This is a genomic window from Gelidibacter maritimus (genome assembly GCF_014062315.1).
Lineage (GTDB): Bacteria > Bacteroidota > Bacteroidia > Flavobacteriales > Flavobacteriaceae > Gelidibacter > Gelidibacter maritimus.
On the sequence record NZ_JACGLT010000001.1, the window covers coordinates 225,294 to 239,518 of the forward strand.

13 protein-coding genes are annotated in these 14,225 nt (G+C 37.7%); 6 read left to right on the plus strand and 7 right to left on the minus strand.

All coding sequences use genetic code 11. From position 1 onward, the window contains the following. Complete coding sequence (locus H3Z82_RS01005; RefSeq protein WP_182202014.1) at positions 1–546, plus strand: DUF4252 domain-containing protein; 546 nt, start codon at positions 1–3, stop codon at positions 544–546. Positions 547–567: 21 nt separating this feature from the next. On the opposite strand, the gene H3Z82_RS01010 is transcribed toward H3Z82_RS01005, so the two are convergent. The 3 genes from H3Z82_RS01010 to H3Z82_RS01020 all read right to left on the minus strand — a co-directional run bounded on the left by H3Z82_RS01010 (position 568) and on the right by H3Z82_RS01020 (position 2,840). Further along, positions 568–756 (minus strand): hypothetical protein, encoded by a 189-nt coding sequence (locus H3Z82_RS01010; RefSeq protein WP_182202015.1) that lies wholly within the window; start codon positions 754–756, stop codon positions 568–570. Then, positions 757–2,100, minus strand: coding sequence for an adenylosuccinate lyase (purB, locus tag H3Z82_RS01015; protein WP_182202016.1), 1,344 nt, complete (start codon positions 2,098–2,100; stop codon positions 757–759). Positions 2,101–2,267: 167 nt separating this feature from the next. After that, positions 2,268–2,840 (minus strand): adenylosuccinate lyase, encoded by a 573-nt coding sequence (locus H3Z82_RS01020; RefSeq protein WP_182202017.1) that lies wholly within the window; start codon positions 2,838–2,840, stop codon positions 2,268–2,270. A 110-nt stretch (positions 2,841–2,950) separates the two neighbouring features. Between H3Z82_RS01020 and H3Z82_RS01025 the strand changes: the two genes are divergently transcribed. Further along, entirely contained in the window at positions 2,951–4,183 is a 1,233-nt protein-coding gene (locus H3Z82_RS01025; protein ID WP_182202018.1) for a glycosyltransferase family 4 protein, read from the plus strand. Positions 4,184–4,231: 48 nt separating this feature from the next. Here H3Z82_RS01025 and H3Z82_RS01030 read toward each other — a convergent pair whose 3' ends face one another. Both H3Z82_RS01030 and egtB read right to left on the minus strand, forming a co-directional pair. Beyond that, complete coding sequence (locus H3Z82_RS01030) at positions 4,232–5,179, minus strand: L-histidine N(alpha)-methyltransferase (protein WP_182202019.1); 948 nt, start codon at positions 5,177–5,179, stop codon at positions 4,232–4,234. 3 nt (positions 5,180–5,182) lie between these two features. Next, complete coding sequence (egtB, locus tag H3Z82_RS01035) at positions 5,183–6,331, minus strand: ergothioneine biosynthesis protein EgtB (RefSeq protein ID WP_182202020.1); 1,149 nt, start codon at positions 6,329–6,331, stop codon at positions 5,183–5,185. Positions 6,332–6,515: 184 nt separating this feature from the next. Between egtB and H3Z82_RS01040 the strand changes: the two genes are divergently transcribed. The 3 genes from H3Z82_RS01040 to H3Z82_RS01050 all read left to right on the plus strand — a co-directional run bounded on the left by H3Z82_RS01040 (position 6,516) and on the right by H3Z82_RS01050 (position 11,822). After that, positions 6,516–8,153: an ABC-F family ATP-binding cassette domain-containing protein gene (locus H3Z82_RS01040; protein ID WP_182202021.1), complete on the plus strand. Its 1,638-nt coding sequence runs from the start codon at positions 6,516–6,518 to the stop codon at positions 8,151–8,153. 130 nt (positions 8,154–8,283) lie between these two features. Continuing rightward, positions 8,284–9,021: a phosphatase PAP2 family protein gene (locus tag H3Z82_RS01045; RefSeq protein ID WP_182202022.1), complete on the plus strand. Its 738-nt coding sequence runs from the start codon at positions 8,284–8,286 to the stop codon at positions 9,019–9,021. A 218-nt stretch (positions 9,022–9,239) separates the two neighbouring features. After that, on the plus strand, positions 9,240–11,822 hold the full coding sequence (locus H3Z82_RS01050) for a T9SS type B sorting domain-containing protein (protein ID WP_182202023.1): 2,583 nt from the start codon (positions 9,240–9,242) through the stop codon (positions 11,820–11,822). Between the two features lie 107 nt (positions 11,823–11,929). Here H3Z82_RS01050 and H3Z82_RS01055 read toward each other — a convergent pair whose 3' ends face one another. Continuing rightward, on the minus strand, positions 11,930–12,613 hold the full coding sequence (locus H3Z82_RS01055; protein WP_182202024.1) for an SIR2 family NAD-dependent protein deacylase: 684 nt from the start codon (positions 12,611–12,613) through the stop codon (positions 11,930–11,932). 173 nt (positions 12,614–12,786) lie between these two features. Here H3Z82_RS01055 and H3Z82_RS01060 point away from each other — a divergent pair, with 173 nt between their 5' ends. Beyond that, positions 12,787–13,452 (plus strand): TrmH family RNA methyltransferase, encoded by a 666-nt coding sequence (locus H3Z82_RS01060; RefSeq protein ID WP_182202025.1) that lies wholly within the window; start codon positions 12,787–12,789, stop codon positions 13,450–13,452. On the opposite strand, the gene H3Z82_RS01065 is transcribed toward H3Z82_RS01060, so the two are convergent. Further along, positions 13,445–14,221 carry a carboxypeptidase-like regulatory domain-containing protein gene (locus tag H3Z82_RS01065; protein ID WP_182202026.1) on the minus strand — a complete coding sequence of 259 codons (777 nt, stop codon included), beginning with the start codon at positions 14,219–14,221 and terminating at the stop codon, positions 13,445–13,447. The genes H3Z82_RS01060 and H3Z82_RS01065 overlap by 8 nt on opposite strands. Between the last annotated feature and the right edge of the window lie 4 nt (positions 14,222–14,225).

Below are 14,225 nucleotides of genomic sequence, written 5' to 3' on the forward strand. Positions count from 1 at the left end.
ATGAAATCATTAATCAGAAATCTAACAGTAATGACTCTTCTGATGGCAACGCTTTATAGTTGCAATCAAGGGCCGTCGTTACAGAGTTATTATGTTGATAGTCAAGAACAACCTAATTTTCTTTCAATAGATGTACCCTTAAGTATGTTAAATCTTGATCAACAACAATTGACTCAAGATCAAAACGACGCTTATAAATCCATCCAAAAGTTAAATATGTTGGCTTACAAAGTCACACCGGACAATATTATGGAATATGAAGCAGAAATGGCAAAAGTGAAAACTATTTTGGACAATCCGAAATATGAAGAATTAATGCGCGGAGGCAGCCCTGAAGAAGGGACCTTTACCATTAAAACCTTGGGTAAAGACGATGATATTGATGAGTTTATCCTGTTTGGAAATATTGATAGTAGAGGCTTCGCTATTGTAAGGGTTTTAGGGAGAGATATGAACCCAAATAAAATCATGACATTAGCATCTGCGTTGGATAAAGCAAATATAGATGATTCACAACTCAGTCAGTTTACAGAGTTTTTTAAATAATCGGGAAATCACCCAGAAACATTAGGATTCTGGGTGATTTTGATTTTCATATAATCTGATTAACATATATAAAACTAAAAAGATAAAAGTTCCAAACAACAAAAACTTCACTATAAAGTAATCGAGCACACCAAAAACGCCAGCAATTAAAAAGCCAATCCCGACAACCCCTGTAAGGATCCGTGCAATTATGTCAATTTTTGCCATCATTTATATTCCTGTGTAATTACTTGGGGTGATTTGTTTGAGTTCTTCCTTAATAGCCTCTGAAACTTCTAAGGTATTAATAAAATCTGAAATCGACTTTTGATTAATTGTGGTATTGGTTCGCGTTAATCCCTTTAAGGCTTCATACGGATTTGGATACGCTTCTCTTCTTAAGATGGTTTGGATAGCTTCTGCAACAACGGCCCAATTGTTCTCAAGGTCTTCTTGAAATTTAGGTTCGTTCAATACTAATTTCCCTAAACCAGTCAAAGTACTTTTGAATCCGATAAGAGTATGCCCAAAAGGAACACCAACGTTTCTCAATACCGTACTATCGGTTAAATCGCGTTGTAAGCGTGAAATTGGCAATTTTGCGGATAAATGCTCAAAAATGGCATTGGCAATTCCTAAATTTCCTTCGCTGTTTTCAAAATCAATGGGGTTGACTTTGTGTGGCATAGCACTACTGCCAACTTCCCCTTCTTTTATTTTTTGTTTGAAATAATCCATGGAGATATACGTCCACATATCTCTATCTAAATCTATAAGGATGGTATTGATGCGCTTTAAACTGTCAAATAAAGCTGCGATATGGTCGTAATGCTCAATCTGTGTTGTAGGAAAGGAATGGTGTAAGCCTAATTTTCCTTGCACAAATTGAGTTCCAAATGCTTTCCAGTCAATCTTTGGATAAGCAACTTTATGTGCATTGAAATTTCCTGTAGCACCACCAAATTTAGCCGCACTCGGGATATCATTTAGCAAATTGAATTGTTCTTCCAATCGCACTATAAATACGTCAATTTCTTTGCCCAATCGTGTCGGCGATGCAGGTTGCCCGTGCGTACGTGCCAACATCGGAATGTTTGCCCACTCTTTAGAAAGTGCTTTCAGTTTTTTAATAACATTTTGGTATTCAGGAACGTAAACGTCGTTCATGGCTTCCTTAATACTGAGTGGAACTGCCGTGTTGTTAATATCCTGAGAGGTCAATCCAAAATGGATAAACTCCTTGTGGGCCTTCAGATCAAGTGCGTCAAACTTCTCTTTAATAAAATATTCAACCGCCTTAACATCATGGTTGGTTACTTTTTCAATGGCCTTGATCCTTTGTGCATCTTCAGAAGAAAATTGCGTATAAATAGCTCTTAAATCATCAAATTTTGAAGTGTCAAAATCTTTTAGCTGAGGCAGTGGTAGTTCACATAATGCAATAAAATAATCGATTTCTACCTGAACCCGATATTTGATGAGTGCTTCTTCTGAAAAATAATCGGCTAAACTGCTGACTTTGTTTCTATATCTTCCATCAATTGGAGAAATAGCGTTTAAAGGTGATAATGACATTAGATATGTTGTTTTTTGATTTAAAAAGAAGTTGTAAAGATAATAAAGAAAGTGAGAAGTTAGGAGCAGGAAGCTTGAAGTATGTTCGAATATTAATATGACTCATGTCGCCATGGTCTGCAACGATTTATTACAAGTTTAGATTTTACATTCTGTTCTCCATGTTTTTACTCGTATTCTTTTTTTATTTTTGTAAGAATTTGACGTGCGCGCGCTTTAAATCCAGCGCTTTGCCTATGGAAATCCCGTTCTAAAATAAGTGTCAATTCTGGGTGGATCCAATCAAAATCTTGACCAAACAAATAAAGGGTATTCATTGAATAGGCTTTTGTAGCAACTTTTTCATCACTGATCATCCAATCAAAGCAAGCTGTAATGATGAGGTCTTTGTGGCTATCAGATAAAACTTTAAGTACTGTCTCTTCGGTTTTTGAGTAATAGGCTTTGGTCAGGTATTCACATATCTTTGCAACGGGTCGGACTGCCGAGTCTAAATGCACACGATATATATTTTCAGTAAAAAGTTCCAAATACGGAATAAAAGCTTCAAGATTTTCGCTGCACACAAATTCAAGAATCCAAGCAGCCTTGCACGAAGTTTTATCGTCAACCTTAAAAACGATGCTTAGTAATTCTGGAATCAATTCCGGTTGTTCCAGTATTAAATTGGCGTATTTTAGCCTATTGGCACGCGAATGGTCAACGTAGTTTAATTCGGCATAAAGTTGATCGGTAGTCACTCGTTTTACTTATTTTTAAGCCCGATATCAAATATATCAAATTTCAATTATTTGAAGTCTCATTCGAATTTGCAATTTAAATATTTTGAATTTCAATTCTAAGCAGCTCTATGATAAATAAATTACTCATCATCGGTCACGTATGGCCAGAACCTAAAAGTTCGGCCGCTGGTAGCCGGATGATGCAGCTTATTGAAGCCTTTCAAAAAGAAGATTACGAAATTATCTTTGCGAGTGCCTGTGCCAAAAGTGACAAGGCATTCGACTTATCAGAGATTGGCATCGTCCAAGCGAACATTGAGATGAACCAGTCCAGTTTTGATCGTTTTGTAAAGAGTTTTAATCCGGATATTGTTCTTTTTGATCGCTTTATAACTGAAGAGCAATTTGGTTGGCGCGTGGCGGAACATTGTCCAAATGCATTGAGAATACTTGACACTGAAGATTTGCACTGTTTGAGAAAAGGCAGGCAGCAAGCTTTTAAAGATGGAAAGGATTTTGACCAATCTTATCTCCTCAATGACTTTGCAAAACGTGAAATGGCCAGCATTTACCGTTGTGACCTGTCCTTGATTATTTCAGAAGTGGAAATGGATATTTTGATAAACCATTTTAAGATTCCGAGCAGCTTACTCATTTATGTGCCGTTTTTGCTTGATAAGATTTCTGATATAGAGATTTCCAAGCTTCCTGAATTTGATAAGCGCGAGCATTTCATAACCATCGGTAACTTTTTGCACGAGCCTAATTATAATTCAATTTTATACCTAAAGGAAACAGTTTGGCCTTTAATCAGGAAGCGATTGCCCAAATCCGAATTACATATTTATGGAGCCTACGCATCTCAAAAAGTAAATCAATTGCATCATGAAAAGAGTGGGTTTTTGATCAAAGGTTTTGCGGCAGATGTGAATGAGGTCATGGCAATAGCCAAAGTGTGTTTAGCACCATTACGTTTTGGTGCGGGACTAAAAGGAAAATTAGTTGATGCCATGAAAAATGGTACAGTTTGTATGATGAGTTCTATAGCTGCAGAGGGTATGTTTGGAAATATGGTGCCGAATGGGAGTATTGAGGATGATCCAAATATATTCGTAGATAATGCAGTTCTACTTTATAAAAATGATGCTCTTTGGAAAGAGAAACAGCAAAATGGCTTTAAGGTGCTCAACCAACGATTCGATAAGATGATTTTTCACGATCGGTTGTTCGCTAAGGTCAAAACCACCATTCAGCATCTGCAGGATCATCGACATAACAACTTTACGGGTCAGATGCTGCAGCATCATTTGCTTCAAGCTACCAAATATATGAGCAAATGGATTGAGGAGAAGAATAGGTGATTCTTGGCCTAAAAGTTGGGTTGTAAGCCGTCTTCAGTCTCTTATTTATTAATATTTTTCCAAAATATAATCCGCAAAAAGATGTTGTGAATCAGTCAATCGATCAATAATTTTTAATGATGATCCTGCCAATATTCCATTTAAAATAAGATCGTTATATTTTCTGCTGGTTTCCATATGGATCTTTTCACCCTTTTGAAATGTGAAAGTTTTGTCTAAGCCCTTGACTAAAACCTTCTGATCTTTTGTGCTTACCAAATAGCTTCTGGCCACGCCTTCTTCTTCGTTGTATTCTGGTTGGTGATCAAAGGTATTGACATCAAAATTGGCATTCAATTCTTTATTGATTCTTGTCAATAGATTGAGATTAAATCGTTTGGTAATACCTTGGGCATCATTATAAGCAGGCAAAACAACAGATTTTGGTTTTATCAAGTCGACACCGAGTAAAACTTTATCCTCTTTTTTTAAATTATAATCAAGCTTCTGAATAAAGTCATTGGCCCTCTCATCGGTTAAATTTCCAATATTTGAGCCTAAAAACAAGACAATTATAGGGTGATTAGAGGTTTGTAGACCACTCAAAACGTTAAAGTAATCGCCTTGTTTTGGATGGATCTGCACCGTTGGCAGTTCTTTGGTTATTGACTTTTTCAGCTGGTTCAGCGCATTTTCTGAAATATCAATGGGAACATATTTAAAATTATAATTCTGATCATTTAATGTTTTGAGGAGCTGTTTTGTTTTTGTTCCGTCGCCAGCACCTAATTCCACAAGCTCAAAAAAGGTGTTTTTTTCAAGTTTTAACGCTTTTATAAGCTCTTGATTCTGATTTTTGAAAATATCAAACTCTGCATTGGTGAGATAATATTCCGGCATATTCATGATTTCGACAAATAGCGCATCGCCAATTTCATCATAAAAATATTTGGAGGGTAAGGTTTTATTTTTGGCACTCAAGCCTAAATCGATGTCTTTTTGAAAGTTTCTGTTCATATATTATTTAGCGAGTCTGATTCCTGAAAATTGCCATTGTGCTTGAGGGTGAAAGAAATTCCGGTAGGTATGACGGCTATGGCCCGGTGCAGTGGCACTGGATGCACCTCTCAAAACCATCTGATTGATCATAAATTTGCCGTTGTACTCTCCAACTGCTCCTTCAGCTGTTTTAAATTTTGGATAGGGTAGATAGGCGCTGTTGGTCCATTCCCAATGCGTTCCCCACTGAAATTGTTTAGAAGCAACTTCCCATTCAAATTCCGTGGGTAATCGACAACCTTTCCATTGGGCAAATGCTGACGCTTCATAAAATGAAATATGGGTCAAGATAGCATTATCGTCTATGGCCTTTAAGCCAGATAAAGTGTAGTGGTGCCATTGGTCATTGATATTTTTCCAATATAATGGATGCTCAATTTTATTATCACTAATCCAAAACCAGCCTTCATCTAACCAATATTCGGGTTTTTTATACCCGTCATCCTTAATAAACGCCATAAAATCAGCATAGGTTACAAGTCCATTTGAAATTTCAAACGGTTCCAAGAACACCCGATGCACCCCCAGTTCATTATCAAAACAGAAGTCGTTGCTATCATGGCCAATAGTGTAAATGCCTTCATCAATTTTTAGCCAATCATCTGATTTATTATAATTCGTAACATAATTCGATTCGTAAAGTTTAGGATATAGGGGATTGAAAGATAGTGTGTATTTTATGTCTGAAACCAACAATTCCTGATGTTGTTGTTCATGATTGATCCCTAAAATGGTCAGGGATATAATGTCTTTGTCAGTTGTTGACTCTAACAATTCAATCATCGCTTTATCTACATAGGCTCTAAACTCATATACGGTTTCAATTTTGGGCCGTGTCAATAATCCTCTATTGTTTCTTTCAATGCGTTCACCAATACTGTTGTAGTAACTATTGAATAAAAATCCAAAATCTTCGTTGAAAACCTTATAGTCAGCGACATGGTTTTTCAAAATCATTTCCTCAAAAAACCAAGATACATGAGCAATATGCCATTTTGGGGGGCTCGTAAAAACAGCAGATTGAGGTGTGTAATCTTCTACTTGCAAATGTTTGCAGAGCAACTCTGTACGTTGGCGGGTTTCAATATATTTTTTAGTGAGTGTATTCATAGCGTTTATAAAGATACTAAGGATTTTATGGATTTGAAATGAAAATCTGAAATGGGAACGCTTTTCTTTCAATTGAGTTACATTTAATAATGGTTCTAAAACCTGAATACCTTGCAACTTTTTGATTTTTCAACCCCAGCAGTTATCAAAATAAATTATAGTTTTGCACCTTAAAATTAAACCTATGATTTCAGTCGATAATTTAGCAGTGGAGTTTGGCGGAACTACCTTGTTTAGTGAGGTGTCTTTCACCATCAATGAAAATGACAAAATTGCCCTAATGGGCAAAAACGGGGCAGGAAAATCTACAATGATGAAAATTATTGCTGGTGAACAAAGGCCGTCAAAAGGCCATGTGCGTTTTCCAAAAGATGCTATTATTGCATATTTGCCCCAGCATTTACTGACTGAAGATGCCTGCACAGTTTTTGACGAGGCTTCTAAAGCTTTTTCACACATTTTTGAAATGCGCGATGAAATGGAACAATTAAATAAAGCTTTAGAAACCAGAACGGATTATGATTCTGATGATTATATGAAAATCATCCAGAAAGTATCTGATTTAGGTGAAAAATATTACGCACTGGAGGACGTCAATTATGATGCTGAAGTTGAAAAAGCGTTAATCGGATTAGGTTTTAAGCGTGCTGATTTCACCAGAATGACCAGTGAGTTTAGTGGTGGTTTCCGGATGCGGATCGAATTGGCAAAAATTTTACTGCAAAAGCCTGACTTGATTCTGTTGGACGAGCCCACCAACCATATTGATATCGAGTCCGTGATCTGGCTTGAGGATTTTTTGATCAACAAGGCCAATGCTGTGATGGTTATCTCTCATGATAAGGCCTTTATTGACAATATCACCAACAGAACAATTGAAGTCACCATGGGACGGATATATGATTATAAAGCCAATTATTCACATTACTTACAATTGCGAGAAGATAGACGTGCCCATCAAATTAAAGCGTATCAGGAACAACAACGCTTTATTGCTGATAATATGGCGTTTATTGAGCGATTTAAAGGGACGTATTCTAAAACCAATCAGGTAAATTCCAGAGAACGAATGTTGGAGAAATTGGAAATTATTGAAGTAGATGATATAGACACTTCCGCTTTGAAATTGAGATTTCCACCAGCCCAACGCTCAGGAGATTATCCTGTTACGGTTAAGGATTTATTAAAGTCTTATGGCGATCATGTTGTGTTTGAAAACGCCAATATGTCAATCTCAAGAGGGGAGAAGGTCTCGTTTGTAGGTCGAAATGGTGAAGGAAAGTCCACTATGATCAAAGCCATTATGGGTGAAATTGAGGTAGAAGGAACGTGCCATTTGGGCCACAACGTGAAGGTTGGATATTTTGCTCAAAATCAAGCTTCACTATTGGATGAAGGCCTGACCATCTTCCAAACGGTTGACGAAGTTGCCGAAGGTGATGTGAGAACACAAATCAAGAATATTCTCGGTCGATTTATGTTTAAAGGTGATGATATTGATAAAAAAGTAAGTGTACTTTCAGGTGGAGAAAAAACGCGATTGGCTATGGTGAAATTACTGTTGGAACCTGTTAACTTATTAATATTGGATGAGCCTACAAATCACCTGGATTTAAAATCAAAAGATGTTTTAAAGGAGGCTTTATTGGCATTTGACGGCACCTTGATTTTAGTTTCCCACGACCGCGATTTCCTACAAGGGTTATCGCAAAAAGTTTTCGAATTTAAAAACCAAAGAGTCATTGAGCATTTTGAGACTATTGATGATTTCTTAGTGAGAAATAGAATTGAAAATTTAAAGGAAATTGACTTGCAGAAATAATATTTTCTGTGATACCGTTCGATAAATTTGCCATTGCGCACCGTTATTTGCGATTTTTTAATTAGTTTTTGCGCAATAATCACAAGATGATAACCATCTTTATAGAATATTATCATTAACAGCTTGTAATATGAGAAAAATCGTTGGACTCTTAATTAGTAAATTAAGAACTTTTTTAAGAGACAAATTTGATCAATATGATGTGACGCTACCTTATATTATCACGGTTGTTATTGCACTTGTTCTTGTTGTTGGAGGAATCAATTTGTTTGTCGAACTTACCGAAACTTTAAAATCGGATGTGTTGGCAGACTATGATCATCGAATCACCGAATATGTGATTTCTCACCGCAACCCATCACTGACCAAATATTTTATTTTTGTGACCCATGTCGGGGATATTTACGGGTATGCCATCGTGTTGGGAGCTATTGCGTTACTGTCAATATTTGTTTATAAGCGCTGGAAATATGCGGTACAAATAGTTCTGGTCTTAGCTTTATCGGCAATCTCCAATTTAATATTAAAACGGTTCATTGATCGGGCAAGACCAGGTATTGAACATATGGTATCGGTAGAGACACTGAGCTATCCTAGCGGGCATGCTATGAGTGCGATGGCGTTTTATGGGTTTTTGATGTATCTGTTTTACAGATTCAATATCAATGTTTTTCTCAAAATTATCATTATTTTACTTTTAGGTTTTCTGATATTGAGTATTGGCATCAGCCGTATTTATCTTGGAGTCCACTTTCCTTCGGATATTGCAGGTGGCTATATTGCAGGTTTTATATGGGTTATTTTCTGTATTCTTATTTTTGATCTTATTGAAGTCTTTAGAAGAGACCCTCAAACCGCATCTGTATGATGCCTTGGTTCAATTTTTGGTCTAAATCTGTAGTGAAACCCTCGGTGTCAAATAATTATAGATGGCTCACATAATGTAAAGCAGTACCGGCTTATTATGCTTAATGAGAGATGAAATGCGGGGTAGGATTTGGTACTTGAATTCTTCCAAAACAATGTAGCTTGGATTCTATCTTAATTACTATTTTTATACCCCTAAGAATTAAATGAGGTTTCAAATTGTTTAAAAAGCACCTGTTTTTCTGTTATATGTTGTTGTCTTTATGTCTTCAAAAAGGCTGGTCTCAAACAGGACCGCCTATCATTGATGCTGTTGGCGACCAGTATTACTGTCCATTGACTCAAATTCCGGTCGCTACCGAATTTAAAATTACTGATCCTCATAATTCTGGTATTTCCGAATTATTCATCCAAATATCAACCGGTTATGCCATCAATGAGGACCGCTTGTTTTTGATTGGCTCAAATCCTAAAATAGTTTCATCCTGGAACACTACTGAAGGTAAGTTAACGCTTTCGGGAGTTGGCAATGCCTCAATACCTTACCCTGATTTAATAGCTGCTGTGTTGGATGTAAGATTTGAAAGTTCCTCAGCTTCAATATCCGGCGACCGACACTTTTCGTTTACAATTGGAAATGCAAACTACCTGCCATCAACGGGGCATTATTATGAGTATATTCCCGCAGTAGGCATCACTTGGAAAGAAGCAGTTATTGCGGCGTCTAATCGGACTTATTACGGTCTGCAAGGGTATTTGGCCACCATTGGTTCTCCCGAAGAAGCACAGCTCACGGGTGAACAAGCTTCAGGTGCAGGATGGATTGGAGGCACCGATGAGGAGGAAGAAGGAATTTGGAAATGGGCAACCGGACCGGAAGCGGGGGAAGTTTTTTGGAATGGAGGTCCTAATGGTTCATCACCACCTGGTCAATATGCCAATTGGAATACGGGGGAGCCAAATAATTTGAGCGGAGAAGACTATGCCCATATCACGGCTCCTACGGTGGGTGTTCGAGGCTCTTGGAACGATTTAAGCAACACGGGTAGCAGTAGTGGCGATTTTCAGCCCAAAGGGTATATTGTAGAATATGGTGGAATGCCTGATGATCCTGAGATTGATATTTCAGGTAGTACAAAAATTATGATTAACACCATACTCCAAGATATTAATCTACCATCGGTAATTCCTGTTTATATGGCATGTGATTCTGACGCCGATGGTGATGCTGCCAATGGCTTTACTACGTTTGACCTCATTTCTTATATGCCCGACTTGCTCAATGGGAGTCCAGTGGCAGATTTCTATTTCAACTTTTACACAGAGGCTAATTACACAAATCTTATTGATAAACCCTCCGAGTTCAAAAATACCGTTAGAGATAGTCAACCAATCTATGTTCGTATTTTCAATGATCAACACGGCACCTGCTCTATGGATACTTCGTTTGTGATAAGGGTTGGCGAATTACCTGTGGTTCCCATAAGCATTACGTATCTCAATTGTGATGGAGACGGGGTTACTGACGGATTTACAGACTTTAATTTAAGTGAAATTGATGAACTTTTAAATCCAAATAATGAGTCGCTAACCATTAGTTACCACTTAACTGAAGAAAATGCTAATGACAATTCATCAACTTTAAACCCGTTGCCGTTTAACAATGCGACGGCTTCCACTATTTATGCGCGTATTGAAAATCCTGAAGGATGCTATTCTGTATCAACTATTGATCTGAAAGTGTCCACAACGTCTTTTCCCACCAATTTTCTACAGGAAATGGAAGCTTGTGATGATTATGGATTGAATGATGGTTATTATACCTTTAATTTGAGAGCCAATGATGTACAGATTTTAGCACAATTTCCATCAGGTCAAAATTTAAGCGTCCATTATTACGAGAGCTTTACGGATGCGCAATTGAATCAAAATGAAATTCAAAATACTTCAGATTATACTAACAGGAACGCGTTTTCTCAGACCATATACGTCAGGGTTCAAAGCGCAGACAATGGTAATTGTTTTGGAGTGGGTCCATATTTGCAATTAACAGTAAATCCGTTACCGGAATTTGACATATTTCAATCGGAGGGCTTGTGCTTAGAAGGCGATCCGGTTGTTTTGGTCGTTGCAAACCCTACGGGAAACTATAGCTACGTTTGGACGGACGAAACAGACAATATCATCAGTACAGCGCCAACGGCCACCGTTGCAACTGCAGGAACCTATGCAGTTGTGGCAAAATCAATCCATACATGCGAATCAAACCCCGTGATAATGAGTGTTGAGGTTTCAGAAATGGCAAATTTAACGGCTCAAAACATTGCGATTGCTGATTTGTCAAATGCCAATACCATCACTATTGATACCAGCAATTTGGGTGTTGGCGATTATGAGTTTTCGTTAGGTAGTAGTTATGGCCCGTATCAAGATTCACCAGTTTTTACAAACGTTTCCGCTGGGGCTTATCCACTTTATGTAAACGACAAAAATGGCTGTGGCATTGCCGAAATAGAGGTGTTCGTGATGGGGTTTCCTAAATACTTTACACCAAACAATGATGGCTATAACGATTGGTGGAATATTGAGGGCTTTGTAAACCAATTTACAGAACAATCCTATATTGAAATATACGATCGCTACGGCCTGTTGCTCTCACGAATCCAACCCAATGAATTAGGTTGGGCCGGCACCTATAATGGTCAACTATTGCCAACAACTGATTATTGGTTTGTGGCCCATTTAATAGATGAACTTGGCAAAGTACGGACGTTTAAAGGGCATTTCAGCTTGATTAGGTAGCATCACATTTTCAAATCACATGCCCAGCTTTTAATTTGTAGAACAATTTTAGTAAAACTGGATTAATTTTTAATGGCATGGGTTTGATAAAACGTATTATTTTGCTACTAATTCTTATTCCTTAGCAATTCAATAACTTCTTTAACACCTTTTGTGGCCGTTTCAGCGATTACTGTTAAATTCCCGCGACTTTCCATGGCAGGTTTCGGATCAACAAAATAGATAGGTGTCCCTTCCGGTACATAATGCATTAAGCTCGCTGCGGGATACACTTGCATTGACGTACCAATAATGATTAATATATCTGCAGTAGCACAAGTTTCCATGGCGATATCCATATTGGGAACCATTTCTCCAAACCATACAATATGGGGTCTTAATTGATGACCATCTGGACAGGTGTCTCCTAAATTAATATCACCTTCATGCTCAAAATAACTAAGCTCATCCTTAATGTTTCTTGCCTTCAGTAGTTCGCCATGAAGATGGATCACTTTGGAACTCCCGGCGCGTTCATGTAAATCGTCCACATTCTGCGTGATAATAGACACGTTATAATTTTTTTCGAGCGCTGCCAAGTCAAAATGCGCGGCATTAGGCTTTACGGTCAGCAATTGTCTTCTTCTCTGATTATAGAAATCAAGTACCAACTCAGGATTGGCTTTAAACCCTTCTGGTGTGGCAACCTGCATCACATCATGGCCTTCCCACAGTCCGTCAGCATCTCTAAAAGTTTTAATTCCGCTTTCGGCACTCATTCCTGCACCACTAAGTACTACAATATGTTTCATTTTTTTATTCTTTAAGTATCAAATTTCAGATTTAACTTCAATATACAATCTATAAAATAACCCGTAATCGGCATTTAAAATATCACTAATTGAATATTCTATAAAAATACTGACTCCAAACGTATGGGCGTGTTATCTTTGTTTTCGTATTTTGCCTAATATAACCTATTTATATGATTGATCTTCAACTTTTAGAATATTTAGAATCGCAGCTCACCCCGCATCGAAAAGCACGGTTTGAAGAAGTTCTTGCAAATCGGACCAAACATTTTACAGTAGCAACCGAAGATGTATATCAATTGCACAATACGAGTGCTGTGATTAGAAGTTGTGATGTCTTCGGGATTCAGGAGGTGCATATTGTAGAAGAGCGAAACACTAAGCGCATTGATCGTGAAATTGCCATGGGCTCTCAAAAATGGGTGGATCTTAAAAGATACCATTCGGTTGGCGATTGTATCGAGAGTTTAAAAGAAAACGGCTATCAGATTGTTGCCACCACACCACATGAAAATGATCAGCTGCTTGCAGATTTCGACATCCATAAAAAGTCCTGTTTCTTTTTTGGACGAGAAACAGAAGGTTTATCCCAAGAGGTTTTAGAAGCAGCAGATTGTTTTTTAAAAATACCCATGGTCGGTTTTACTGAGAGCTTGAATATTTCTGTTTCGGCTGCCATTATTTTGCAGGAGGTCACCAATAAATTGCGGCATTCTGAGGTAGAATGGCAATTATCTGAACAAGAACAAATGGAGAAGCGAATGGACTGGGTTTCAAAAACCTTGAAAAGCTATGATGGGATTGTTGCAAGATATCATCAAGAAAAAAAGGCTACTTAGAGCGGCGTTGGCTTCTGCTCAGAATCTTATATTCTTCATAGCATTCATTAATAGCATCGAGAATTTGAAGGTCATTTGCCGTTTGGATAAACTCTCTCGAGTAGTTACATTGACTAACGATTTCATCCAAATCTATCCGATCTACTTCCAATAAAACCATAAGCATTTCACGATCAAAGCGTGACGCCAGCAGATTCCTGATTTCATCGTCTTTTTTCATCTGCTTCAGCTTTTGTAACTCTCTCGGCTTCTTTCCAAACATGTTGTATAAAAAGTCGGCAGGATTAAATATCGCACCCAAAACCTTATTCACAGCACCGGTGTTACTTCCAGCTTCATATCCTGTTGTAGATAAACCAGAAATGCTGTATCTGTAATTGGTTTTAACGGGAACTTGCTTAATATCAATCTCCAAGTAACCTGTTAGGCGCAGCTGATTCACCACAACCTCCTCTAACGCTAGCGCAAGCTCTGTCATTTCAATTCTGGTTTCACCAAATTTTAACCAATCGTTTGTCACTCTTACTTTAATCGATTTATAACCTAAAAAAGAGAAGTGCAAGGTGTCATTGGCAACTGCCTTTATTTCAAATTCACCTTTATTATTGGTCGTGGTGCCAACAACTTGATTTAAATTGACAATATTTACACTCTCCAAGACATCATTGGTGCTAGTGCTGTAAACTACACCCTTAACAGCAGTTGGTTCCTGAGCCACGATCAGTGTCGAAATAAAGAAAAAAACAGTAAGTATTAGTAGGTGCCTCATTGGT

Coding starts and splice junctions, on each gene's coding strand:
- H3Z82_RS01005 (WP_182202014.1), top strand. CDS start 1: ATGAAATCATTAATCAGAAATCTAACAGTAATGACTCTTCTGATGGCA.
- H3Z82_RS01010 (WP_182202015.1), bottom strand. CDS start 756: ATGATGGCAAAAATTGACATAATTGCACGGATCCTTACAGGGGTTGTC.
- purB (WP_182202016.1), bottom strand. CDS start 2,100: ATGTCATTATCACCTTTAAACGCTATTTCTCCAATTGATGGAAGATAT.
- H3Z82_RS01025 (WP_182202018.1), top strand. CDS start 2,951: ATGATAAATAAATTACTCATCATCGGTCACGTATGGCCAGAACCTAAA.
- H3Z82_RS01030 (WP_182202019.1), bottom strand. CDS start 5,179: ATGAACAGAAACTTTCAAAAAGACATCGATTTAGGCTTGAGTGCCAAA.
- egtB (WP_182202020.1), bottom strand. CDS start 6,331: ATGAATACACTCACTAAAAAATATATTGAAACCCGCCAACGTACAGAG.
- H3Z82_RS01040 (WP_182202021.1), top strand. CDS start 6,516: ATGATTTCAGTCGATAATTTAGCAGTGGAGTTTGGCGGAACTACCTTG.
- H3Z82_RS01045 (WP_182202022.1), top strand. CDS start 8,284: ATGAGAAAAATCGTTGGACTCTTAATTAGTAAATTAAGAACTTTTTTA.
- H3Z82_RS01055 (WP_182202024.1), bottom strand. CDS start 12,613: ATGAAACATATTGTAGTACTTAGTGGTGCAGGAATGAGTGCCGAAAGC.
- H3Z82_RS01060 (WP_182202025.1), top strand. CDS start 12,787: ATGATTGATCTTCAACTTTTAGAATATTTAGAATCGCAGCTCACCCCG.
- H3Z82_RS01065 (WP_182202026.1), bottom strand. CDS start 14,221: ATGAGGCACCTACTAATACTTACTGTTTTTTTCTTTATTTCGACACTG.